23 protein-coding genes are annotated in these 21694 nt (G+C 44.7%); 17 read left to right on the top strand and 6 right to left on the bottom strand.

Annotation, left to right across the window (positions count from 1 at the left end; all coding sequences use genetic code 11):
* The first annotated feature begins 715 nt into the window (after positions 1 to 715).
* From JHD69_RS09165 to JHD69_RS09135, 7 genes are all read left to right on the top strand, one after another.
* Positions 716 to 793 carry a potassium-transporting ATPase subunit F gene (locus JHD69_RS09165; RefSeq protein ID WP_199139557.1) on the top strand — a complete coding sequence of 26 codons (78 nt, stop codon included), beginning with the start codon at positions 716 to 718 and terminating at the stop codon, positions 791 to 793.
* Positions 794 to 797: 4 nt separating this feature from the next.
* A complete protein-coding gene (kdpA, locus tag JHD69_RS09160) occupies positions 798 to 2513 on the top strand; it encodes a potassium-transporting ATPase subunit KdpA (protein WP_199139551.1) in 1716 nt (571 codons plus the stop codon).
* A 110-nt stretch (positions 2514 to 2623) separates the two neighbouring features.
* A complete protein-coding gene (kdpB, locus tag JHD69_RS09155; RefSeq protein WP_199139549.1) occupies positions 2624 to 4654 on the top strand; it encodes a potassium-transporting ATPase subunit KdpB in 2031 nt (676 codons plus the stop codon).
* A gap of 154 nt (positions 4655 to 4808) precedes the next feature.
* Positions 4809 to 5372 carry a K(+)-transporting ATPase subunit C gene (locus JHD69_RS09150; RefSeq protein WP_199139547.1) on the top strand — a complete coding sequence of 188 codons (564 nt, stop codon included), beginning with the start codon at positions 4809 to 4811 and terminating at the stop codon, positions 5370 to 5372.
* 34 nt (positions 5373 to 5406) lie between these two features.
* On the top strand, positions 5407 to 6477 hold the full coding sequence (locus JHD69_RS09145) for a porin (RefSeq protein WP_199139544.1): 1071 nt from the start codon (positions 5407 to 5409) through the stop codon (positions 6475 to 6477).
* A 102-nt stretch (positions 6478 to 6579) separates the two neighbouring features.
* Positions 6580 to 7692, top strand: coding sequence for a sensor protein KdpD (locus JHD69_RS09140; protein ID WP_199139542.1), 1113 nt, complete (start codon positions 6580 to 6582; stop codon positions 7690 to 7692).
* Between the two features lie 21 nt (positions 7693 to 7713).
* Positions 7714 to 9465 carry a HAMP domain-containing sensor histidine kinase gene (locus JHD69_RS09135; protein WP_199139540.1) on the top strand — a complete coding sequence of 584 codons (1752 nt, stop codon included), beginning with the start codon at positions 7714 to 7716 and terminating at the stop codon, positions 9463 to 9465.
* 59 nt (positions 9466 to 9524) lie between these two features.
* Here JHD69_RS09135 and JHD69_RS09130 read toward each other — a convergent pair whose 3' ends face one another.
* The gene (locus tag JHD69_RS09130) at positions 9525 to 10493 is read right to left on the bottom strand and encodes a GlxA family transcriptional regulator (protein ID WP_199139538.1); all 969 of its coding nucleotides are present in this window, start codon (positions 10491 to 10493) and stop codon (positions 9525 to 9527) included.
* Between the two features lie 124 nt (positions 10494 to 10617).
* Here JHD69_RS09130 and JHD69_RS09125 point away from each other — a divergent pair, with 124 nt between their 5' ends.
* From JHD69_RS09125 to JHD69_RS09080, 10 genes are all read left to right on the top strand, one after another.
* On the top strand, positions 10618 to 11118 hold the full coding sequence (locus tag JHD69_RS09125; protein ID WP_199139536.1) for a DinB family protein: 501 nt from the start codon (positions 10618 to 10620) through the stop codon (positions 11116 to 11118).
* Positions 11119 to 11130: 12 nt separating this feature from the next.
* Positions 11131 to 11643: a DinB family protein gene (locus JHD69_RS09120; protein ID WP_199139534.1), complete on the top strand. Its 513-nt coding sequence runs from the start codon at positions 11131 to 11133 to the stop codon at positions 11641 to 11643.
* Between the two features lie 59 nt (positions 11644 to 11702).
* Entirely contained in the window at positions 11703 to 12128 is a 426-nt protein-coding gene (locus tag JHD69_RS09115) for a VOC family protein (RefSeq protein WP_199139532.1), read from the top strand.
* A gap of 4 nt (positions 12129 to 12132) precedes the next feature.
* On the top strand, positions 12133 to 12519 hold the full coding sequence (locus tag JHD69_RS09110; protein WP_199139530.1) for a DoxX family protein: 387 nt from the start codon (positions 12133 to 12135) through the stop codon (positions 12517 to 12519).
* 142 nt (positions 12520 to 12661) lie between these two features.
* The gene (locus JHD69_RS09105; protein ID WP_199139528.1) at positions 12662 to 12916 is read left to right on the top strand and encodes a hypothetical protein; all 255 of its coding nucleotides are present in this window, start codon (positions 12662 to 12664) and stop codon (positions 12914 to 12916) included.
* A 140-nt stretch (positions 12917 to 13056) separates the two neighbouring features.
* A complete protein-coding gene (locus tag JHD69_RS09100) occupies positions 13057 to 13491 on the top strand; it encodes a DUF2147 domain-containing protein (protein WP_199139527.1) in 435 nt (144 codons plus the stop codon).
* A 25-nt stretch (positions 13492 to 13516) separates the two neighbouring features.
* Positions 13517 to 14536 (top strand): WD40/YVTN/BNR-like repeat-containing protein, encoded by a 1020-nt coding sequence (locus JHD69_RS09095; RefSeq protein ID WP_233165804.1) that lies wholly within the window; start codon positions 13517 to 13519, stop codon positions 14534 to 14536.
* Between the two features lie 325 nt (positions 14537 to 14861).
* Positions 14862 to 15398 carry a sigma-70 family RNA polymerase sigma factor gene (locus JHD69_RS09090; RefSeq protein ID WP_199139525.1) on the top strand — a complete coding sequence of 179 codons (537 nt, stop codon included), beginning with the start codon at positions 14862 to 14864 and terminating at the stop codon, positions 15396 to 15398.
* 1 nt (position 15399) lies between these two features.
* Positions 15400 to 15675: a hypothetical protein gene (locus JHD69_RS09085; RefSeq protein ID WP_233165803.1), complete on the top strand. Its 276-nt coding sequence runs from the start codon at positions 15400 to 15402 to the stop codon at positions 15673 to 15675.
* 1 nt (position 15676) lies between these two features.
* Positions 15677 to 16255: a peroxiredoxin family protein gene (locus tag JHD69_RS09080; RefSeq protein ID WP_199139521.1), complete on the top strand. Its 579-nt coding sequence runs from the start codon at positions 15677 to 15679 to the stop codon at positions 16253 to 16255.
* Positions 16256 to 16312: 57 nt separating this feature from the next.
* On the opposite strand, the gene JHD69_RS09075 is transcribed toward JHD69_RS09080, so the two are convergent.
* Genes JHD69_RS09075 through JHD69_RS09055 form a run of 5 tightly spaced genes read right to left on the bottom strand, consistent with a single transcriptional unit; the run spans position 16313 to position 21443 of the window.
* The gene (locus JHD69_RS09075; protein WP_199139519.1) at positions 16313 to 18025 is read right to left on the bottom strand and encodes an LA_2272 family surface repeat-containing protein; all 1713 of its coding nucleotides are present in this window, start codon (positions 18023 to 18025) and stop codon (positions 16313 to 16315) included.
* 49 nt (positions 18026 to 18074) lie between these two features.
* Positions 18075 to 19034 (bottom strand): FecR domain-containing protein, encoded by a 960-nt coding sequence (locus tag JHD69_RS09070; protein ID WP_199139517.1) that lies wholly within the window; start codon positions 19032 to 19034, stop codon positions 18075 to 18077.
* Positions 19031 to 19603, bottom strand: coding sequence for an RNA polymerase sigma-70 factor (locus JHD69_RS09065; protein WP_233165802.1), 573 nt, complete (start codon positions 19601 to 19603; stop codon positions 19031 to 19033). The genes JHD69_RS09070 and JHD69_RS09065 overlap by 4 nt, the downstream gene beginning before the upstream one ends.
* 44 nt (positions 19604 to 19647) lie before the next feature.
* Entirely contained in the window at positions 19648 to 20454 is an 807-nt protein-coding gene (locus JHD69_RS09060) for an SDR family NAD(P)-dependent oxidoreductase (RefSeq protein ID WP_199139515.1), read from the bottom strand.
* Entirely contained in the window at positions 20451 to 21443 is a 993-nt protein-coding gene (locus JHD69_RS09055) for an NAD-dependent epimerase/dehydratase family protein (protein WP_199139513.1), read from the bottom strand. Before JHD69_RS09055 ends, JHD69_RS09060 begins: the two co-directional genes overlap by 4 nt.
* Between the last annotated feature and the right edge of the window lie 251 nt (positions 21444 to 21694).

Below are 21694 nucleotides of genomic sequence, written 5' to 3'. Positions count from 1 at the left end.
AGGTTTCTTTCTTGATATTTAATGCTTTTGGGCCGTTTAAATAGCTGTTTGCCTAAATGTACCTTAATGCCTAAATGGTTAAGCAACGAGGTGCCAGCTTAAAACCGCCCCGCCTTGCAGGCACCCCTCCAGCGGAGGGGAATGGAAAGGCTCTTTATAGGTTTCTTTCTTGATATTTAATGCTTTTGGGCCGTTTAAATAGCTGTTTGCCTAAATGTACCTTAATGCCTAAATGGTTAAGCAACGAGGTGCCAGCTTAAAACCGCCCCGCCTTGCAGGCACCCCCTCCAGCGGAGGGGAATGGAAAGGCTCTTTATAGGTTTCTTCTTGATATTTAATGCTTTTGGGCCGTTTAAATAGCTGTTTGCCTAAATGTACCTTAATACCTAAATGGTTAAGCAAAGAGGTGCCAGCTTAAACCCGCCCCGCTTTGCAGGCACCCCTCCAGCGTAGGGGAATGGAAAGGCTAGCCATAGACTTCCTTTTTGATAAAAACCCTTCCAAAATGGAAGGGTTTTTTTATGCGCCTGTTGTTGATTTATGGTGTAAGTGTTTGTAAATAAATGCTTTGAATTGTTTTGGTGTTTCGTGGAACAGCAATTGGTATAGGCATGGAAAATCAATAAACAAATGACCATAATCTTATTCCTCACCCTCGTTGTCTTTTGCTGGATCGTTTACCGCTCCATCGATTGGTTCGAAAACATTTAACCTCATGATTGCACTATTTATCACTGCAGTAGCCGTATTCCTGTATATGGTTTACGTACTCATTAAACCAGAAAAATTCTAACGCTATGAACACAGAAATCCTTGGCATCATCGCCACTTTCCTGCTCACCTTGGTTGTAGCTATCCCTTTGGGAAAATACTTGGCCAAAATGTTTGCCGGAGAAAAAGTATGGACCGATTTCCTGAAGCCCATCGAAGCAGGTATCTACAAACTTTCGGGCATCAATCCTAAAGAACAGATGAATTGGAAGCAACACCTTAAAGTATTGTTGCTGATCAATGCCGTCTGGCTCATTTATGGCTTTTTTGTACTGATTTACCAAGATAAGCTTCCTTTCAATCCCGATGGCAATCCGGGCATGACCCCAGATCTGGCTTTTAATACCATCATCAGCTTTGTGGCCAACTGCAACCTGCAGCATTATTCGGGCGAGACTGGTGTAAGCTACCTTACCCAGCAATTTGTGCTCATGTTTTTGCAGTTTGTAAGTGCTGCTACTGGCATTGCGGCTGCGGTAGTGTTGTTTAAGGCTTTTAGAGATAAAACCACGCAGCAATTAGGCAACTTTTGGGAGTTCTTTGTGAAAGCCATCACCCGTTTGTTGTTGCCTTTAAGTATCGTTGTAGCCCTTGTTTTAACTTTTAATGGCACCCCAGCCAGTTACGAAGGCAAAGACCAGTTTATTTCCCTACAGGGCGATACCGTGCATGTATCAAAAGGTCCGGCCGCACAGTTTATTGCCATTAAGCACTTGGGAACCAATGGCGGTGGCTTTTTCGGCGCTAACTCGGCACATCCCTTCGAAAATCCGAACTACCTCACCAACATGGTCGAAATGATGAGCCAAACCATTATTCCGATTGCCATGGTCATCTGCTTTGGCTATTTCATCAACAGAAGAAAACTGGGCTGGATGATTTTTGGGGTGATGACCATCGGTATGCTGCTGCTCATGATCCCATCCCTAAGTTCTGAATTAGGTGGCAACCACGCCATCGCCAAAATGGGCATTTCGCAGGCTACAGGAGCCATGGAGGGCAAAGAGGTACGCATTGGCCCTGCGGCAACCGCTTATTGGAGCACCTTAACTACCATAATTTCTACCGGATCGGTAAACGGAATGCACGATAGCACCATGCCGCTAACCGGCTTATGGCAAATGTTGGCCATGATGATCAACGGCTTTTACGGAGGCTGCGGCGTAGGTATACTCAACTATTTCATCTACCTCATTATTGCCGTTTTTATTTCAGGCCTGATGGTAGGCAGAACGCCCGAGTTTATGGGCCACAAAGTAGAAGCGCGAGAAGTAAAGATTGCAGCTATCATTACCTTGCTCAGTCCCTTTCTCATTTTAGCCGGAACGGCCATTGCCTCTTATCTATTGGTTAATTTTGGTGGTGCCCATTGGGCTGTACAGCCTAAAAACTGGTTAAATAACCCAAGTTTCCACGGTTTTTCTGAAATGTTGTACGAAATGACCTCGTCAAATGCCAACAATGGTTCGGGTTTCGAAGGCCTTGGAGATAACAACGTGTTCTGGAACATTTCAACCGGACTGGTTATTTTCTTGGGTCGTTTCTTGCCCATTATTGGTCCGGTGGCCATTGCTGGTTTGCTGGGCCGCAAGAAATACATTCCAGAATCGGCAGGTACCTTAAAAACAGATACGCTTACGTTTAGCCTGATGACCTTTGCCGTGATCTTGGTACTCAACGCCCTGTCGTATTTCCCGGCACTGGCTTTGGGCCCGCTGGCAGAATATTTTACCATGCGCTAGGCTAGTTGATAGTCCATAGTCAACAGTCCATAGTCAGTCAAGCTATTAGCCATCGACCATGGACCATTAACCAAGAAAAGAAACTCTCTCTTGAGAAAAATTAAAATAAAATGAAATCCAACAATAAATTATTCGAACCTGCTTTGGTCAAAAATGCGCTTAAACAATCGTTCATTAAGCTCGATCCGCGCCTCATGGTTCGCAATCCAGTTATGTTTACGGTAGAAGTCGGTACCGCCATAATGGCTTACGTAACCATTTATTCGATCAGTCATGCTGGTCAGGGCAGTGCGCTGTATAACTTCTTTATATTTCTGATTTTATTGCTCACCGTGCTGTTTGCCAACTTTGCCGAAGCCATTGCCGAGGCAAGGGGCAAGGCACAGGCCGATAGCTTGCGCAAAACCCGCGAAGAAACGCCTGCCAAGGTAATTTTGGCCAATGGAAACTACGAAATCCGTTCGTCTAACACCTTGAAAAAAGGGGAGGTGTTTATGTGCGAAGCTGACGATACCATTCCAACCGATGGCGAAATAATTGAAGGCATTGCCACAATCGACGAATCGGCCATTACCGGCGAATCTGCACCTGTAATTAGGGAAGCTGGTGGCGATAAATCGTCGGTTACTGGCGGTACCAAAGTGCTTTCCGACCAAATTAAGGTAAAAGTAAGTACCCAACCTGGCGAGAGCTTTTTAGACAAGATGATTGCCTTGGTGGAAGGTGCTAGCAGACAGAAAACGCCTAACGAAATTGCCCTGACCATTTTGCTGGCCAGTTTTACTTTGGTGTTTATCATCGTTTGCGTAACCTTAAAACCCTTTGCCGATTACGCCAATACACCGATTACCATTGCGGCACTGATCTCGCTTTTTGTTTGCCTGATTCCAACTACCATTGGCGGTTTGTTGTCGGCTATTGGTATTGCTGGCATGGACAGGGCTTTACGAGCCAATGTCATCACCAAATCGGGTAAGGCGGTAGAAACTGCTGGCGACATTGATGTGTTGTTGCTGGATAAAACCGGAACGATTACCATTGGCAATCGCAAAGCCACCAATTTTTATCCAACGGCAGGTGTAGAGCTGGCTCAATTTGTAGAAGCCTGTGTGCTGAGTTCTTTGGCCGACGAAACCCCAGAAGGCAAATCGATCATTGAATTGGCCAAAGTCAATAACCATAAAATTATCGAAAGCGCGCCAGCTGGAGCGGTGTTCATCAAATTTACAGCCGAAACCCGTTCGAGCGGAATGGATACTGCCGATGGCCGTCGCATCCGCAAAGGTGCATTCGATTCGATCCGCAACTTGGTGCAACAAGCCGGAAATCAATTTCCTTCAGCGATTGAAACCCAGGTCAAAGCCATCGCCACCAACGGAGGTACGCCTTTGGTGGTAGCCCTTAACGAAAAAGCATTGGGCGTAATCGAATTGCAGGATATCATTAAACCAGGCATCAGCGAGCGTTTCGAACGTTTGCGCAAAATGGGCGTAAAAACCGTGATGGTAACTGGCGATAATCCGTTGACTGCCAAATATATCGCCGAAAAGGCCGGTGTTGACGATTTTATTGCCGAGGCCAAGCCAGAAGATAAAATGAACTACATTAAGGAAGAGCAGCAGTTGGGCAAACTGGTGGCCATGATGGGCGACGGTACCAACGATGCGCCCGCCTTGGCACAGGCCGATGTTGGCGTGGCCATGAACAGTGGTACCCAAGCCGCTAAAGAAGCTGGCAATATGGTCGACTTGGATAACGACCCCACCAAATTGATCGAAATCGTAGAAATTGGCAAGCAGCTGCTCATTACCAGAGGCACGCTCACCACTTTTTCTATCGCTAATGATGTGGCCAAGTATTTCGCCATTGTGCCGGCTTTGTTCATTGCCTCCATTCCAGCTTTGCAAAGTTTGAATATCATGGGCTTGCACAGTCCGGAAAGCGCCATTCTTTCGGCTGTAATTTTCAATGCCATCATCATTCCAATTTTAATTCCGCTGGCTTTAAAAGGTGTGGCCTATAAGCCCATCGGGGCAACGGCCTTGCTTCGTCGCAACCTGTTTATTTACGGTATTGGTGGTATTGTAGCTCCATTTATCGGTATTAAAATCATCGATTTGGTGGTTGGATTAATGGTTTAGGCGACGAATAGGTAATAGAAGTAGTTAACAGACAATAGATAGAAGTAAACAGAAAATATAAACAAGGATTTAGAGAACAGCAAGGAATATCCGCATAATCAAACCTATTGCCTATCCTCCATTTTCTATTTCCTCAAAATAAAAAAACAAAAAAATGAAAAAGTATTTAATTCAATCCATCCGCTTAACCCTGGTGCTTTTGGTGTTGTTGTGCGTGTTTTATCCATTAAGTATTGCTATTGCCGGAAAACTAGGTAAAGGGCAGGGTGGTGGCGAAAAAATAACCAGAAATGGTAAAGTGGTAGGCTACGCTTTGTTGGGCCAGTCGTTTACCAAACCCGAGTATTTCTGGGGCCGTCCGTCGGCGGTGGGCTATAACGCGGCTGGTTCTGGGGGCTCTAACAAGGGGCCAAGCAATCCCGATTACCTCAAAGCAGTACAATCAAGGATAGATACCCTGATCAAATACAATCCAGGCGTTAGCAAAGATGCTATCCCTGCCGAAATGGTTACCGCATCGGGTAGTGGACTCGATCCGGATATTTCTGAGCAAGGTGCCATTATCCAGATCAAAAGGATAGCTGCCTACCGTAAAATAGATGAGCGCAAAATAGCCGAACTGGTTGTAAAACATACCGAACAGCCGTTTTTAGGTCTTTTTGGTCCTAAAAAAATCAACGTCCTTGAACTGAACCTGGCTTTAGACCAATTGAAATAATTAGCCGAATCCCCCATTGAAAAGATACAAACACATGAAAAAAATAATAGCAACAATTGCCGTATTAGCCCTAACCTTAAGTGTTAAAGCCCAAGATGCTCCAAAAGTCAAATTTTCGGGTTATCTGGAAACCTATTATGGCTACGATTTTAATCAGCCTGCCAACAACAACCGTCCCGCTTTTGTGTATTCGCACAACAGGCACAACGAAGTAAACCTGAATCTGGCCTTTATCAAAGCCAATTACGACAATGATAAAGTAAGAGCTAATATAGCTTTGATGGCCGGTACTTATACCAATGCCAATCTATCGGCCGAGCCTGGCGTACTGAAAAACATCTACGAAGCCAATGCTGGCCTCAAGCTGAGCAAAACTGCCAACCTGTGGATCGATGCTGGTGTTTTTGCCTCGCACATTGGTTTTGAAAGCGCGGTTTCGAAAGATTGTTGGGTGCTCACCAGGAACATCGCTTCAGAAAACACGCCTTACTATGAATCGGGTGCCAAACTCAGCTATGCTACAGCCGATGGAAAGTTTGCTGCAACCTTGCTTTACCTGAACGGCTGGCAAAAAATCAATCGCCAAGATGGCAACAGCAAGCCTGCCGGAGGCGTACAGCTCACCTATAAGCCGAATGGCAAGATTACATTAAATTATAGCAATTACATTGGCTACGAAGGCGAAAATGCCACCCGTGTACAACGCATCTACCATAATTTTTATGCCATTGCCCAATTAACCGAAAAATTTGGCCTAACCGCAGGTTTTGATTATGGTACGCAGCAAAAGATAAAGGGACAATCGGCCAAGAGCAAAGTACTTTCGCCAGTTCTGATTGCCCAGTATAAATTTGATCCAAAATGGGCCATCGCCGGCAGAGCCGAATATTATAAAGACAAAGACGGTATATTTATAGCCACTGGAACGCCAAATGGTTTCAAAACGATGGGCTATTCGCTAAATTTAGATTATTCGCCCATCAGCAATGCCGTAGTGCGTTTAGAAGGCAAGGTTTATGATAGCAAAGACAAGATTTTTACCCGCAACAACAGTACAGTTAACCAAGATGCTGCTGTAACGGCGAGTATCGCGGTGGCTTTTTAAGGAAATATTTATAGTTCATTAGTCATTAGCTCATTGGTTCATTGGGAAGTTTGTTAAACAATTACAACAGCTTTAAAGATTAGGCACTTTGTCAAACGCAAAATGGAAAATGTAAACGAATTTATCGCGCTGGTTAAGAAAAACCGCAGGGGCAAGCTCAAGATCTACATGGGCATGAGCGCGGGCGTGGGCAAAACCTACCGCATGCTGCAGGAGGCCCATGCCTTGTTGGCAAGCGGGGTAGATGTGCGTATCGGTTACATCGAAACCCATTTGAGGAAAGAAACGCATGCCCTGCTCGATGGCTTGCCGGTTATTCCGCGCAAAAAGATTTTCTACAAAGCCAAAGAATTGGAGGAAATGGATCTGCAGGCTATTCTCAATGCGCATCCCGAAGTGGTAATTGTAGACGAGCTGGCCCATACCAATGCCGAAGGCAGCAAAAATGCCAAGCGCTGGCAAGATGTTTACGATATTTTAGAAGCGGGTATCAGTGTGATTTCGGCGGTTAATATCCAACACCTCGAAAGCATCAACGGAGAAGTTGAACAGATTACAGGCGTTCCGGTTACCGAAAGGATCCCCGACAAGATTTTGGAGCTGGCCGATGAAATCGTGAATATCGATTTAACAGCCGACGAATTGCTTACGCGGTTAAAAGAAGGCAAGATCTATCGGGAAAACAAGATTGAGCAGGCCTTGAATAATTTTTTCCAGTCGGAGAAAATACTGCAGCTGCGGGAACTGGCGCTAAAGGAAGTAGCCCATCAGGTAGAGCGGAAAGTAAACAGGGAAGTGCCCAAACAGGTTAAATTACGCCAGGAGAGGTTCTTGGCCTGCATTTCCTCCAATCCGGATACGGCAAGGGTGGTGATTAGAAAAACGGCCCGGCTGGCTTCCTATTACCATTCGCCCTGGCTGGTTTTGTACGTGCAAAGCACCCATGAACAGGCCGATAAAATTAAGCTGGATAAACAGCGATATTTACTGAACAATTTGAAGTTGGCCACCGAATTGGGGGCTGAAGTAATCCGGATCAAAAGCGATGAGATTACCAAAACCATTATCCAGTTGGCCACCGCAAGAGAAATAACGACCATTTGTATCGGTAAGCCCCATTTTAACCTGTTCCAGCTCATTTGGCGCACCAATTTGTTTAACCAATTGCTCAAGGCCATGGCAGCAAGGGATACCGACTTGGTTATTTTGTCTTAAATGAATATTAAATTTAAAGCGATGAAGATAAAAACAAAACTTCGGCTTGGATTTGGCTTTTTGTTCCTGGTTGTGATCAGCTTTGGCGCCATTTCCCTTTACCATATCAACGAGATCGCCTCACGTTCGAAAGTGATTTTGAAAGACAACTATAAGTCGTTGGTGTATGTAAATGATATCCGCACGGCACTCGATGCCCAAAACGGCACCATCAACCCAATAAATGCGGCACCCATTGAAAAGGCTTTGCAATTGGAAGAAGCCAACGTGACCGAACCCGGCGAAAAGGCGGCGGTATTGGCTCTTCGGCAAGCCTTCGATCGACTCAAACAGCCCAATGTGATATTTGCGCAGCAACGCGAAGCTATGAACGAGATCCATTTGCAGCTGCGCAATATCGACGAGCTGAACATGAACGCCATTGTCAGGAAAAACGAAAAGGCGCAGCAGGCTACCGAAAGGGCGACGCTTTTTTTGAGCATTACCGCTTCGGTTACTTTTATTATCCTATTCAGCTTTATTGTCAACTTTCCGGGCTTTATTGCCAATCCATTGCGTGAACTGTTGGAAGGTATTCGCGAAATCAGCCGTAAAAACTACAAGCAGCACCTTAATTTTAAAGGGCACGACGAGTTTAGCGAACTGGCTTTGGCTTTTAACAAAATGGCATTGGAACTCAAAAACTGGGACAACAGCAATGTAGCCAAAATCAAATCGGAAAAGCAGCGCATTGAAACCATTATCGAGCAGATGCAGGATGCCATTATCGGCTTAAACGAAAAGCAGGAAATTTTGTTCCTCAATAAGGTTGCCGCACAGTTGCTTAACCTCGATTCGGCCGTGGCAGTCGGTAAAAGTGCCGATGAATTGGCCCAAAGGAACGAGTTGCTCCAAAGGATATTGGCGGATAAAAACAGCAAAGAGCCTTTGAAAATCTATGCCGACGAAAAGGAATCCTACTTTTTGCTCGAACAGCGCGAAATTACCATTCCCAATTTCGATGAGTTTAACGATCCCACGCTGATTGCCGTTGGCAAATCGGTAGGCAAGGTTTATGTGCTCAAAAACATCACCCAGTTCAAGGAGCTCGACGAAGCCAAAACCAATTTCATTGCCACGGTTTCGCACGAGCTGAAAACACCGCTATCCTCGATCAAAATGAGTTTAAAGCTGCTCAACGACGAAAGGGTAGGCACTATGAACCAGGAACAGAGCGAGCTGGTGAAACACATTAAGGAAGATAGCGAACGCCTGTTGAAGATCACCAGCGAACTGCTCGATCTGGCCCAGGTAGAAACCGGAAACCTGCAGCTCAATTTTGTACGGACTAATCCTGCCGCTATTGTAGGACTGGCCATAGACGCAGTGAACTTTCAGGCCGAACAAAAAGAAATCCGCTTAGAGTTAAATGTACCTGCAAAATTGCCTGCCGTTAATGCCGATGTACAGAAAACGGCTTGGGTGCTGGTTAATTTCCTGTCGAATGCCCTGCGCTACAGCTCCGAAAAATCGAAAGTATTGGTACAGGTGAGCGAACAGCATGGTTTTGTTGAATTTTCGGTTCGTGATTTTGGAAAAGGTATTGAGGAACAATACCAAAAGAAACTCTTTGATCGCTATTACCAAGTGCCAACCGATGGGCAAAACAAATCGGGATCGGGTTTGGGCTTGGCTATCTCTAAGGATTTTATCGAGGCCGAACAAGGCCGTATTTGGGTAGAAAGTGCCATTGGCGAAGGCAGCAGGTTTTGCTTTGCTTTGCCAGTAGTATAGATTGGTAAAGTTTGAAAAACGTGGCCAGCCTTTTGCCCTCGACTAGAGAGGCTAAAGGCTTACCTCACCTGAAATTTCTCCCGATACTGCGAAGGTGTCATGCCTACACTTTTCTTAAATACTTTTCTAAAAGCCTTGGGGTCGCTATAGCCCGAGTTGAAAATAATTTCAGACATCTGCTGGCCAGTTTTTACCAAGAGTTTTTTGGCGGCTTCGATGCGGGTTTGCTGCAGGTACTCGATCGGGGTAATGCCCGTAATCTGTTTAAAGCGCCTTACAATATTGCGCCGGCTCGAAGGAATATCCTTAATCAGTTCTTCAATGGTGGCGGCATCTTGGTAATTGCTTTCTATTTTGGCCTGTGCCGAGGCCACCAAATCGTCGTTATGGTCTTTAGAGGGCTGAAAAGTGCTGAAATAAGACTGTTTATCCCTGTCCATGTCAATGGCAAAAACCTTGGCAATTTTGATGGCCATTTCCTTGCCACAATATTCGTGTACCAAATGCAGCAAGAGGTGGAACGAAGAAGTAGCACCGCCACTGGTATACAAACGGCCGTCTTGCGTTACGGTTTTGTCGGCCTTAAGCTTTACCGATGGAAATGCCTGCGCAAAGCCATTGCTGGCATCTACGTGCGTAGTGGCGATTTTTCCGTTCAGCAAACCGCTCGCGCCCAACAAAAAAGCCCCGGTGCAGAAAGTGCCTACGCAGGCTCCGGCATTATATTGCCTAATCAAATGCGGTATGCAGGCATAGTTGGCCTGCAGGGTTTCGGCCATGTTATCTGAGGTAAAAGCCGGAATAAGGATAATTTCCATGGTTTCGGCTTCTTTAATGCTTTGCAAGGTATAACCAAAAGCCTCCTTTTGTGTGGCCAGAGTCTCTTCAGAAGTCAGTATGTTGATGTGAAAAGGCAGGGGAAGACCATCTGCCTCGTAAAATTTGTTGACGGTTTCAAAAACCTCTAAAATGGCTGCAATACTTAATAATTTATAGCTTTTGCTGAGCAGCACGCCGATTTGTCGCATGGTAAGGATAGGATTGTTGCAGAACTAAGATAATAAAAATGTCTCAAATACCCCCCAAGGTTGACTTTTTTAGCAGTCCATATCCAGTTAAACATGGCTTAACTTAGCATAAACAAAAAACAATATGGAAACTCAACCCAAAAGTAACCGCATGTTTGCCATCGTTGTATTGTACGACATGCACAGCACTTATTTCAATAGCGTATTGGATGGCATTGCCGATGCCGATGCGCATAAACGCCTAGATACCAAGGCAAATCATGTCGCCTGGTTGGCAGGCAGCATGCTCGAAGGCCGCTTCGAACTGGCTAACTGGTTTGGTATCGACCACAAAGCCCAATCGCATGAGCTGTTTAAACATAACAAAGGCATTCAGGACGATGTACAATATCCATCGCTCGAAAGCTATCAAAAAGACTGGGCGCATATTTCGCCGATCCTGCGCGAAAAACTGATGCAGGCTAGTGATGCCGAGCTCGATAAAATCCTCGAGTTCCCGGAAATGAACATGAGCTTTCCCTTGTATGATATGGTAACATTCAATACCTATCGCGAAGCGAACTGCATCGGTCAAATCGCTTTATGGCGTCGCCTGCTTAATTATCCGGCAATGAAATACATGTAAAATTTAAAGATTATGACAACGCAAACAACCTTGCAACAAGAATTGGATCAGGCTTTTGCCAATTGGACAAAAGCCACACAACAATTTGGTAACGAACAATATAACCTGGTTCCTTCCGAAGGCAGCTGGACACCCGGCCAAATCGTACAGCATCTTACCCTGGCCAACGGCGGTTTTGCCGATATGCTTTATGGCGAAACCCGGCAAACCGAAAGGCCGGCTGATCAGCATATTGGTTTGCTGAAGAACATCATGCTCAACTTCGATTCGAAGATGGAAGCACCGGATTTTGTACGTCCCGAAATAAAAAACTACGAAAAGGAACCTCATTTGGACAACATAAAAGCCATTAACGAGACCTTAACCAAAGCCATAGCCGATTTGGACCTCGATGCCACTTGCCTAGGTTTCGAACTGCCTGGTATTGGCTATGTTACTCGCCTGGAAGCCCTCCATTTTGTGATGCTTCATACCATAAGGCATACCAATCAGCTGAACAGGGCTTATCAGCAGCTGGCTAATTGATAGTAGAACCCTAGTCCATAAACCAATAACCTCATTAAAACAAAAAAATAACAAACAAGATGGCAACATTAAACACTTACTTAAACTTTAACGGCAATACCGAAGAAGTATTCAATTTTTACAAATCAGTATTTGGTGGCGAATTTACGGCCTTGATGCGCTTTAAAGATACGCCGGGATGCGAAGGCATGACGAAGGAAGATCAGGAAGGCATTATGCACGTAGCGCTTCCAATTGGCCCAACCAGCATTTTAATGGGAACTGATGTGCCAAGCAGTATGGTACAGGTAAAACCCGGCAGCAACATGTCTATTTCGATAGGCGCCGAAAGCGAAGCCGAAGCCGATAAGCTTTTCAATGGCTTGGCCGAAGGCGGACAAATAGTTATGCCTTTGCAAAAAATGTTCTGGAATGCCTACTATGGCCAGTTGACCGATAAATTCGGCATTCAATGGATGGTGAACTACGATTACAACCAAAAATAAGAGGATGGAAAATCAAACGAAAAAACCGAACAAAACCGCGAAAATAGTTTTCTGGGTTTCGACGGGCCTACTGGCCTTATTTATCCTGCCGGGCATATTTTTTATGAACAGCCCCGAAGCCGTAGAAGGCACCAGACATTTGGGCATTCCCACTTGGCTGGCCATGGAAATCGGCATAGGTCATTTTATTGGCGGATTGATTTTGATCCTGCCGTTTTTTGGCAAGCGTATCAAAGAATGGGCTTATGTAGGCTGTGGCATCAAATACCTTTCGGCATTCATTGGCCATTTGGCTGTCGACGGTGCAGTAGGGATGTCGTTCTTCCCTTTGGTTGTATTTGCCGTGCTGCTCACTTCTTACATCAGCTACCATAAAATGATCAGACAATAAATGGTTAATAAGGTTTGATGCAATGGCGAAGGCGCCAGCTTCAAATAAACGAACCCGAAAAATAGAGCGCCATTGCCCTGCAAAAGGGTAGGCAAAGACGTTGTGGTGAACGAGAAAATATACAAGTTGATGTGAAATACCTATGGTAGAAGTTTTTAAGACAAACGTAGCCCATGGCGAAGATGCCAAAAACATCGTCGATCAGATACACCAAAGTTTTAGCGAGTATCAGGCCAACTTCGATTTAGAAGATTGCGACCTGATTCTTCGCATTCAATGTGTCAATGGCGTGGTTTGTCCCCATTCGATCATTAAACTGCTCCTGGCAAACGGTTTTGAGGCTAGCGTGCTCCCCGACGATTTTCAGCCCGTGGCGACCTTGTTTACCCGGCGTTAATACGCGCCAAAGTGGGGCTTGATGATGTATTTGGAGCCTTGGCTTAAAGAAGTTTGAATGTAAAATTAGCTTGGTGCTGTTGCACCCAAGTTTTATTTTTCATTCCTAATCGCTAAATTAGCCTAGCTAAAGCACATCTTATGGTTAAGAAACTATCCTTTTTGTTGATACTAGCGCTCTCCACGCTTTCTGTTTTTGCTCAAAAGAATGACGATATCCTGGGCAAATGGGTGAACCCTTCTGGTGAAGGCCAAATAGAAATCTATAAAAAAGGCGACAAGTATTTTGGCAAACTGGCTTGGATCAAAGAACCGAACGACGAACACGGTAAACCAAAAACCGATGTCAAAAATCCGAATACAAGCCTCAGGAACAAGCCTTTATTGGGATTGGAAATTCTGAAGGATTTTGTTTTTGAAGATAAAAGATGGACCGACGGCAGCATCTACGATCCTAAAACCGGCAAGACTTATAGTTGCAATATCACGTTGAAAGAAAACGGACAGCTTAACATTAGAGGCTATATTGGCATTTCGCTAATTGGCCGGTCTGAAAGCTGGAAAAGAGTAAAATAGGCCAAACGCCTTTAAAATCCCTGTTATGTTCAAAAAGCTACTTTGTGTTTTTTTGCTTTGCCCTTTTTGGGGCATGGCCCAAAACTATACGTTAAAACAACTGGCAACCGGTAAAAACACCAGTATGCGTGGCCTTTCAGTGGTTAGCGATTCGATAGCTTGGGTAAGTGGCAGCAACGGTTATGTAGGCAAAACCCTCAATGGTGGCAAAACATGGGAGTGGGTCCAGCCGAAGGGCTATGAAAAGCTTGATTTCAGGGATATCGAGGCTTTTGACAAACTGAAGGCTATTGTGGTGAATGCGGGTTCGCCGGCTTATGTGCTGTCGACTATTGACGGTGGCAAAACTTGGCGTGAGGTTTATAAAAATACCGATTCGGCCATATTTTTAGACGGAATGGGCTTTTGGGATGCACAACAAGGCATTATCTTCGGCGATCCGATCAAAAACAAAATGCAGCTGCTCAAAACCGTTGATGGCGGCTTGACCTGGCAGGATATTTCGGCCCAGTTGAAAAAAGACCTCAAAGCGGGCGAAGCGGGTTTTGCCGCAAGCGGTACCACCATCAGAACGGCACCCGATGGCAAAGTATGGATAGCCACGGGAGGCTCAACTTCAAACATCTACTACTCGCCCAACTACGGGCATCGCTGGAAAGTTTATCAATGTCCGATTATCCAAGGAGAAAATAGTACCGGACCATTCTCTATCGCCTTTTTTAACAATAGAAAAGGGATTGTAGTGGGGGGCAACTATCTTAAAGACAAAGAAAACACCAATAATGTGCTCTTAACCAAAAATGGCGGCAAAAGCTGGTTTAAGCCAGAAAAGCCCGTGCTGGGCTATCGCTCGGCAGTTGAATATGTTAACGAGCAGCTTTGTTTTGCTACAGGTTCATCAGGCACCGATGTATCGACAGATGGTGGTAAAACCTGGACAAATATTTCTACTCAAAACTTTAATGCCCTGCAAAAAGCCAAAAAAGGAAGCTTGGTGCTGCTCACCGGCAACCGCGGACAAATTTATCAGTTGATTTACAGGTAAGTTTACAGTTCTCGGTTTTAGTTGTCAGTTTGCGGTAGGCAATATGAATTCAAATTTGCCTACAGGGGAAGCGGCAAAGTTTTTCCAACAAAGCTTATTTCGTGCAAATTAAAGCAGGACTGAACCTGGCCAAGAACAGAAAGCCTTGATTTTCAAACAACCCCTTTAAAACAGCTTAGCCTGGCTTTGGCACGGAAACAAATCTATAAAATTTAGATTTTTAACTGCACCCAATATTTTTTTGTAAATTTTTGTAAGGAATACCATGACTTGGCTACTAACCTGGTAAAGAATGTGGCAAATGGCTTTGAAGCACGTTTAATATATGGAGAAAACAATGAGCGATCCTGCATTATGGGTAGAGCGATATGCAGATCGGCTGTATGCCTTTGCCTTAAAAAAGGTTTTTGAAGATGAACTGGCCAAAGACCTGGTTCAGGAAACTTTTTTGGCCGCCTTGCAGGCCAGGAATGCTTTTAGGGAGGAAAGCGCAGAACTGACTTGGCTTACGGGTATCCTCAAGCATAAAATTGCCGATACCTTTCGCAAAAAGAAGCGAAGGCCAGAAGAGTTGGGCGGAGATGACTTTTTTGATGAAAGCGGACATTGGAAAACCAAGCCCCTGGAAATTGGAATTGATGATGGAAATCCGTTAGAAAACAAAGAACTGGATAAGGTGCTTAAAAAATGCATGGAAAAACTCCCGGCGCTTTGGCTGGCGGTGTTTAGCCTCAAATATCTCGAAGACAGTACTTCTGAATTGATCTGTACAAGTTTGGGCATTACGGCTGCAAACTTTTGGGTAATTGTTCACCGAAGCAAGCTTAACCTCAGGGCCTGCCTGCAAAAACACTGGCTATAAGATGAAGCTGACAGAAAAAATAATGGCAGACTGTAAAAAGGCTACTTTTTTAATAGAAAAGCAACAGTTTAAGCCTTTAACGCTAGGCGAGCAGGTAAAACTAAAAATACACCTTGCCGCTTGCTCTTGGTGCAGGACCTACGAAAGGCAAAGCAAAAACATACAATTGCTCATGGGCAGCGTATTTAGGCATTCGGCCACCAAAACCAAAGAGCTGGACCCAGAATTTAAAAATAAACTCAAAATTTTAATCAACACAAAACTAGAAAATGAATAGCATGAAAAAAATCTTAGTATTGGCCATTTTGTTGCTGGCCACGGCTCCTGTATTTGCCCAAAATCCGTTAAAAGTAGGTCAGCAGGCACCCCAATTTAGTGCGAAGGACAATGCTGGCCAAGTGGTAGACTTGAAACAGCTGTTAAAAAACAATCAATCGGTAGTGCTGTTTTTTTACCGTGGCCAATGGTGTCCGTATTGCAACAAGCACATCAAGGATTTGCAGGATAGCCTGCAACTGTTAACCGGTAAGGGCGCTTATGTGCTGGGTGTTTCGCCAGAAACTGCAGCAGGCGTACAGAAAACGGTAGCCAAAACAAAGGCGTCTTTCAGCATCGTGAGCGATCGCGATTATAGTATCATGAAAGCTTATCAGGTAAATTATGTAATGGAACCTGGATTGGCCGATCGGTATAAAAAAGGTGGCTTGGATGTAGCTATGGCCAATGGTCAAACAGATTATGTATTGCCTGTGCCTGCCACCTACATCATTGGCAAAGATGGAAAAATCAAATACGTACATTTTGATGCCGATTACAAGAAAAGGCCTTCGGTTAAAACCTTAATGGCTAACTTGTAGCACAGACGCTAGCGAGCATACTTGCGAAGCTTCTTAAACTTCGCAAGTTAGGGGTACTTAAAATAATGTTATCCCCAAATTCCAGCCAGCCCAACTCCGCAGTTTGTTGCCTGCTTGGGGAAGCTTGAGCAACTCGTAGCCCTCAAATTGAACGTTTTGTTTGGTATAGTAAACGTTAAAGGCAGGTCCGGCATTAATGGTCAACCACGAATTAATGTGGTAATTGAAATTAATGTCGGCACGGTTGAGAAGGTTGGTATATTGCCAATCGCCTTGGTAAACGTAGCGGGTACTGAGTTCAGGATTAAGTGAAAACAGCTTTCCCAGCTCGATTTCTTTGCCCAGGCCAAAACCTATGGCGATTAATTTTTTATGCGCCCTTACATTTTGTCCGTAAAGCAATTGCGTGTAAAACTTGGAGGTTCCTGTTTTCAGGGCGGCATTCAAATCGATGCTTTCGTTGCTGCTGATGCTCAGTTTATGGTAGCCTTTGCGAATAATATTGAACAAGCCAACACTATACCCCGACGAAGTGTCTGCGAAATTAACAAAGCCCAGTTGCAGTCCCTTTACCTTTCGGGCACTGTTGATGGCTCCAACCTGTACCCCATTGAACTGTTGATTAGTACGGTTGTAGCCGGTTCCAATTTGCAGGCCACTAAAATTGCCTTTTACCTGGTTAAACAAACCGCCTATCTGTAGTCCCTGCACGGATTGTTTGTTCTGGTTATAGCCAACAGACACCTGTATGCCTTTAACATCGCTGTAAACCTGGTTAAACAGGCCACCGATCTGCCAACCGTTCAAATTGCCCAACACCTGGTTATAGCCTAACGAAACCTGCAGGCCTTTGAGGTTTTGAAGCACATGGTTATGAAAACCACTGATTTGCAAGCCGGTAAAAGAACCACCCACCAGATTGAATGCGCCACCAAACTGGAAATAACGCACATCTCTTTTGTCGATGTTGAATAACAGGCCTATTTCGATACCTTCAGTGCCAGCATTGAAATCGCCGGTTACATTGATGGAGAATTTGTTCACCACCTGTCCGCTTAGTGAGCCATGCGTACCGAGGCCGGGCCCGAGCGAAATCTGTGCTGGCGCATTGGCAATAAAACCACCAATGTTACGGGTTTGGGTACGTTGTTTTCGGGTAATGAATGTCCGGCCGAGAAAGGTGTTTTCTACTTTGGGCAGCTCGTCGTCGGTATAAGATCCGTTGCTTTTTTTGGGGTTTTTAAAAATAACTACTTCGGGCAAAAAATAGGAAGAGTGGTCTTTATAGCCCTCTTTACTTACGGTAAGGGTAATTGTGGCGTGTATATTTTTCAGCTTCAGGCTAAAAAGGCCATCTTTGTCGCTCAGGGTCGATTGCAACAGGTTTTTCTCGTACACGCTGGCATCGGCAATGGGTTTGCCGGTCTGTTTATCCACTATTTTTCCCCTGATGAAGTATTGCTCTTGGCTACCGTTCGATTCTTGTACCAACATTGTCATTTCGAATGGCGCATAACGGATAATGACAAAATTTGGCGTTTCGCGATATTCGTATGGGTTGCCGAGCAAGAGGTTAAGGCTTTCCTTAACATTGAGATTTTTAGAATCGAAATCTACCAGGCTATCGAGGGGAAGGATATTGCTGTTGTAGGAGAACTTGAATTTGCCCTGCTCTTCCAACAGCGAAAGTACGGCTTTAAGTTTCTGTCTTTTGACTTGAATAGCCACTGTTTTGCCCAGGTTTTGCGCATGGGTTTCGCTGTTGGACAAAAACAATAGGGAAGCGAAAAATGTAAAACACTTAAGCCATAACCGCATGCTACTTCAATAAAATCTGACCACCTTTATACTCAACGTTCACCTTAAAGGTTTCGTGGATTACCGTTAAAATTTCGTTGAGCGAATTGTCGTTAAAGGTAGTACTTATGAGCAAATCTTCCAGTTTCGGATTACTGATTGCGATATTGGCATCGAATTTTTGATTTAGCACTTGTACCAGTTCGCGCAATGGGGTTTTATCGCATATCAATTCGTTGCTGTAATAGTAATTGTACAGCTTGCCTTTGTTCATTTCTTTGACCAGTACATTGCTGTTGCTGGCTACGTTTACTTTTTCGCCGGGCAAAAGGGTAATGCTTTTTTCGAGCTTGCTTACCTTTACCATTCCGGTTTCTACAATAACCTGGGTTTGGCCTTGGCTGCTTCTGACATTAAACGACGTACCAACCACCTGTACGGTAACGCCGTTGGCTTCGATAATAAAAGGCATTTGCTTATGGGGAGCTACTTTAAAAAAAGCTTCGCCGTTGAGCTTTACCATTCGGGTAGCGCCCTTAAACTTGGCCGGATAAGTGAACGACGAATGTTTGTTTAAAATTATGGTAGAGCCATCAGGCAGGTTTTGGGTTATTACATTAGCCTCGCTCTGCAAGCTGATGGGCTTGTTCTGGCTAAGCAGGGTATAAGCCAGCCATGAACCTACGGCTATCATCAATACGGCGGCAATGGCTCTGGTTCGTGTAAACAGCGGTCGGGTAGGTGCTTCTGCTCTTTGTCGCTTCATACGCGCGTGCAAACGAGCTAAGGCGGCGTAGTCTTTTTCGTCTTCAGTTGCCTGTATTTGGCTTTTTTCGATGATCAGCTTAAAATCATCGAAATATTTTTGATTCCGGGCATCGGCAGCCAGCCACTGCTCTACTTCCTGCCGTTCGGCCATATTGGCTTCATCCAGCAAGTATTTTACCAGTAAATCATCAGTTATCGTAGCATTCCAGGTCATAGGCCTTTGGTTAAATAAATCAATAAAATGGGCAGAAAGTCAACTAGCTTTAAACGCAGCGTTTTCAAAGCTTTCCCCATCTGGTTTTCAACGGTTTTGATAGAGAGGTTCAGCCGATCGGCTATCTGCTGGTATTTGAGCTGTTCTATCCGGCTCAGCTGAAAAATGGTGCGGCATTGGCCAGGCAGTTCATTGATGGCCAGGTAAAGCTGTTTTTCCAGCTCTTGCGCCGCCATTTCCTGAACGGGATCGTTGGCTATGCTTGCATTTTCCTGTTGGTAGTTATGAAAAGACAGCTTCACGTTTTGGTGTTTTAAATAGTTTAAACATTCGTTATGCACGGCTCTGTACAGGAAAGACTTTAATTGCCCATTGGCATCAAGCTGGTTTCGTTTTTCCCAGATCCTGCAAAACACGTTCTGTATCAATTCTTCGGCATCGTCGTTGTCTTTGGTAAAAGTAAAGGCATAACGTTGCAGCTGCCTGAAATAATTGAGGTAAGCAGTATCAAATGCGGTTTGGTTGCCAGATTTGATGAGGCCGATTAAATGGTTGTCGTTACTTTCCAAGCTATGGGCTATTCCAATCGAAGATAAGCTTTTATTAAAAATCTTTAGGCATTGAGCAAATGGGGCCTGCCCACTGTTGCCGTCAGTTTCCTTTTAATGATCAATGCTTTGATGAAATTGGGCAACAGTAAATCGAAGAATACCAAAAGCCTGTTGATTTGTCCGGGGATGATTTCTTTCTTGCCTTTCAACAAACCATCGATAGCCGTTTTGGCTACTTGCTCGGGTTCTAAAATGGTGGCCTTCGAAATGCCTTTTAGCGCATGGTTCAGCACTAGCAGTTCGGGTTTGGTATTGATTCCACCTGGGCTCAACAAACTCACCTTTACCAAAGAATTGGCCTGTTCCAGCTGCAGGCAACGCGTAAAATAGCTGATAAACGATTTGGTGGCACCATAAACCAATTTCCGGGGCACTACAAATCGGCCGCCTAAACTGCCCACATTTAAAATATACGACGGTTGCTGTTTATTAACCTGGTATAAAAACAGGCGCGTAAGCAATACGGTGCTGGTGATGTTCAGGTCGATCTGTTTTTTGTAGAAATCGATCTGTTTCTCCTCAAACCACGACCAGTTGCCCAAGCCCGCGTTATTGATCAAAAAATCGGCCTTTATCTTTTGTTGTTGCAGGTTGTTGAATATGGTTTCGCAGCTTTCGGTTTGCGTGAGGTCGAGCTCAAACTCGGTCACCTCGATCTTAAAATTGATGCGGATAAAGTTGGCTAATTGAGGCAAACCCGAATTGGGTAGGGCAACCAAAACCAGGTTGATGGCTCTGCTGGCCAGCTCGAAGGCGAACGATTTGCCCAAACCTTCGCTAGCCCCGGTTACAACGGCGGTAAGTTTCATGATGCGTGTTTTTGTAAATAATGAACGGTTTTGGTTAAGGCCTCGGCAAAAGGCGTAATGCGGTAATCGAGTTGGTTGATGGCCTTTTTGCTGCTGTATTTCTGGTCGTAAAGGAGGCGGTCGGCAAACTCGGGCAAAAACACCGGTGCCCAGCCAGTTAAGGTAGTTTTGAGCTGTTCGAGGTGGCTGTATAACTTGATGACTTTTTGGGGCACCCTGAACATTTTCTGGTGATGGCCGGAAATGGCCCCCAATAGGGCGAAAAACTGGTTAAAACTGATGTCTTCGCCCCCTAAAATATAGCGCTGTCCGGTTTCGCCGTTTTGCATGGCTGCGATATGCCCGTTTACCACATCGTTTAAAAAGGCATAATTGGCCACCTTTTTGCCATTGCCCGGAATAATGCGCCATTTGCCCTTTAAATAGCCATTAACCATTTTGCTTACGGTATTGCTGTCAGTAATCGGACCTTCGCCAAAAACCCGCGACGGATTAACAGTAACTACGTCCAATCCGTTTTTTACAAAGCTGCCTACTTCCAGCTCGGCCAGGTACTTGGTACGTTCGTAGTCGATAGGAAATCCCATGATACGCGGATCGTTCTCTGTCATCGGATAGCGCAGCGTTGGCCCCCAAACTCCACAGGTTGAGGTATATACTACTCTTTTCACGTCTTGATTTATTGCTGTTTGCAATATGTTTCGGGTGCCGATTACATTGACGCTGTAAAAATCGTCTTTGTTTTTGCTCCACATTTTGGCCATGGCTGCGGTATGGTAAACCTGTTTGCAACTTTCCATGGCAATAGCTAGGCTTTTCATGTCGAGGATATCGCCTTCGAAAAAACTGATGTTCTCGTGTTTAAGCAGGTAGGGGTGTGCCGTATTTCGGCAAAGCGCATGCACCTTGAAGCCCTTTTCGGCCAAATCTAAGCACAATTTTCGCCCAATAAAACCAGAAGCACCACTTACAAATATTTTCGTTTCCATATTTTTTAATTTTGAATGATTGAGTTTTGAATGATTGAATAGGCCTTGTCTACTGTTACCCATGCTCTAACTCTGTCCTTCATTCATTCTGTCCTTCGTTCTTGAATGATTGATTTTTGAATGATTGAGTTTTGGATGATTGAATAGGCCTTGTCTACTGTTACCCATGCTCTAACTTTGCCTTTCATTCATTCTGTCCTTCGTTCTTGAATGATTGAATTTTGAATGATTGAATAGGCCTTGTCTGCTAT

It is taken from the genome of Pedobacter sp. ASV12 (assembly GCF_016429155.1).
In the GTDB taxonomy this organism is placed as follows: Bacteria; Bacteroidota; Bacteroidia; order Sphingobacteriales; family Sphingobacteriaceae; genus Pedobacter.
This window is presented reverse-complemented; position numbering and strand designations above follow the sequence as displayed.

Excerpts from the sequence above, each read along its gene's own strand:
- JHD69_RS09165 (WP_199139557.1), top strand. The coding sequence starts at position 716 with ATGATTGCACTATTTATCACTGCAGTAGCCGTATTCCTGTATATGGTT.
- JHD69_RS09115 (WP_199139532.1), top strand. The coding sequence starts at position 11,703 with ATGGCAACATTAAACACTTACTTAAACTTTAACGGCAATACCGAAGAA.
- JHD69_RS09135 (WP_199139540.1), top strand. The coding sequence starts at position 7,714 with ATGAAGATAAAAACAAAACTTCGGCTTGGATTTGGCTTTTTGTTCCTG.
- JHD69_RS09150 (WP_199139547.1), top strand. The coding sequence starts at position 4,809 with ATGAAAAAGTATTTAATTCAATCCATCCGCTTAACCCTGGTGCTTTTG.
- JHD69_RS09085 (WP_233165803.1), top strand. The coding sequence starts at position 15,400 with ATGAAGCTGACAGAAAAAATAATGGCAGACTGTAAAAAGGCTACTTTT.
- kdpB (WP_199139549.1), top strand. The coding sequence starts at position 2,624 with ATGAAATCCAACAATAAATTATTCGAACCTGCTTTGGTCAAAAATGCG.
- JHD69_RS09105 (WP_199139528.1), top strand. The coding sequence starts at position 12,662 with ATGGTAGAAGTTTTTAAGACAAACGTAGCCCATGGCGAAGATGCCAAA.
- JHD69_RS09120 (WP_199139534.1), top strand. The coding sequence starts at position 11,131 with ATGACAACGCAAACAACCTTGCAACAAGAATTGGATCAGGCTTTTGCC.
- JHD69_RS09070 (WP_199139517.1), bottom strand. The coding sequence starts at position 19,034 with ATGACCTGGAATGCTACGATAACTGATGATTTACTGGTAAAATACTTG.
- JHD69_RS09100 (WP_199139527.1), top strand. The coding sequence starts at position 13,057 with ATGGTTAAGAAACTATCCTTTTTGTTGATACTAGCGCTCTCCACGCTT.
- kdpA (WP_199139551.1), top strand. The coding sequence starts at position 798 with ATGAACACAGAAATCCTTGGCATCATCGCCACTTTCCTGCTCACCTTG.
- JHD69_RS09145 (WP_199139544.1), top strand. The coding sequence starts at position 5,407 with ATGAAAAAAATAATAGCAACAATTGCCGTATTAGCCCTAACCTTAAGT.
- JHD69_RS09080 (WP_199139521.1), top strand. The coding sequence starts at position 15,677 with ATGAAAAAAATCTTAGTATTGGCCATTTTGTTGCTGGCCACGGCTCCT.
- JHD69_RS09125 (WP_199139536.1), top strand. The coding sequence starts at position 10,618 with ATGGAAACTCAACCCAAAAGTAACCGCATGTTTGCCATCGTTGTATTG.
- JHD69_RS09140 (WP_199139542.1), top strand. The coding sequence starts at position 6,580 with ATGGAAAATGTAAACGAATTTATCGCGCTGGTTAAGAAAAACCGCAGG.
- JHD69_RS09055 (WP_199139513.1), bottom strand. The coding sequence starts at position 21,443 with ATGGAAACGAAAATATTTGTAAGTGGTGCTTCTGGTTTTATTGGGCGA.
- JHD69_RS09090 (WP_199139525.1), top strand. The coding sequence starts at position 14,862 with ATGGAGAAAACAATGAGCGATCCTGCATTATGGGTAGAGCGATATGCA.
- JHD69_RS09130 (WP_199139538.1), bottom strand. The coding sequence starts at position 10,493 with ATGCGACAAATCGGCGTGCTGCTCAGCAAAAGCTATAAATTATTAAGT.
- JHD69_RS09110 (WP_199139530.1), top strand. The coding sequence starts at position 12,133 with ATGGAAAATCAAACGAAAAAACCGAACAAAACCGCGAAAATAGTTTTC.
- JHD69_RS09095 (WP_233165804.1), top strand. The coding sequence starts at position 13,517 with ATGTTCAAAAAGCTACTTTGTGTTTTTTTGCTTTGCCCTTTTTGGGGC.
- JHD69_RS09060 (WP_199139515.1), bottom strand. The coding sequence starts at position 20,454 with ATGAAACTTACCGCCGTTGTAACCGGGGCTAGCGAAGGTTTGGGCAAA.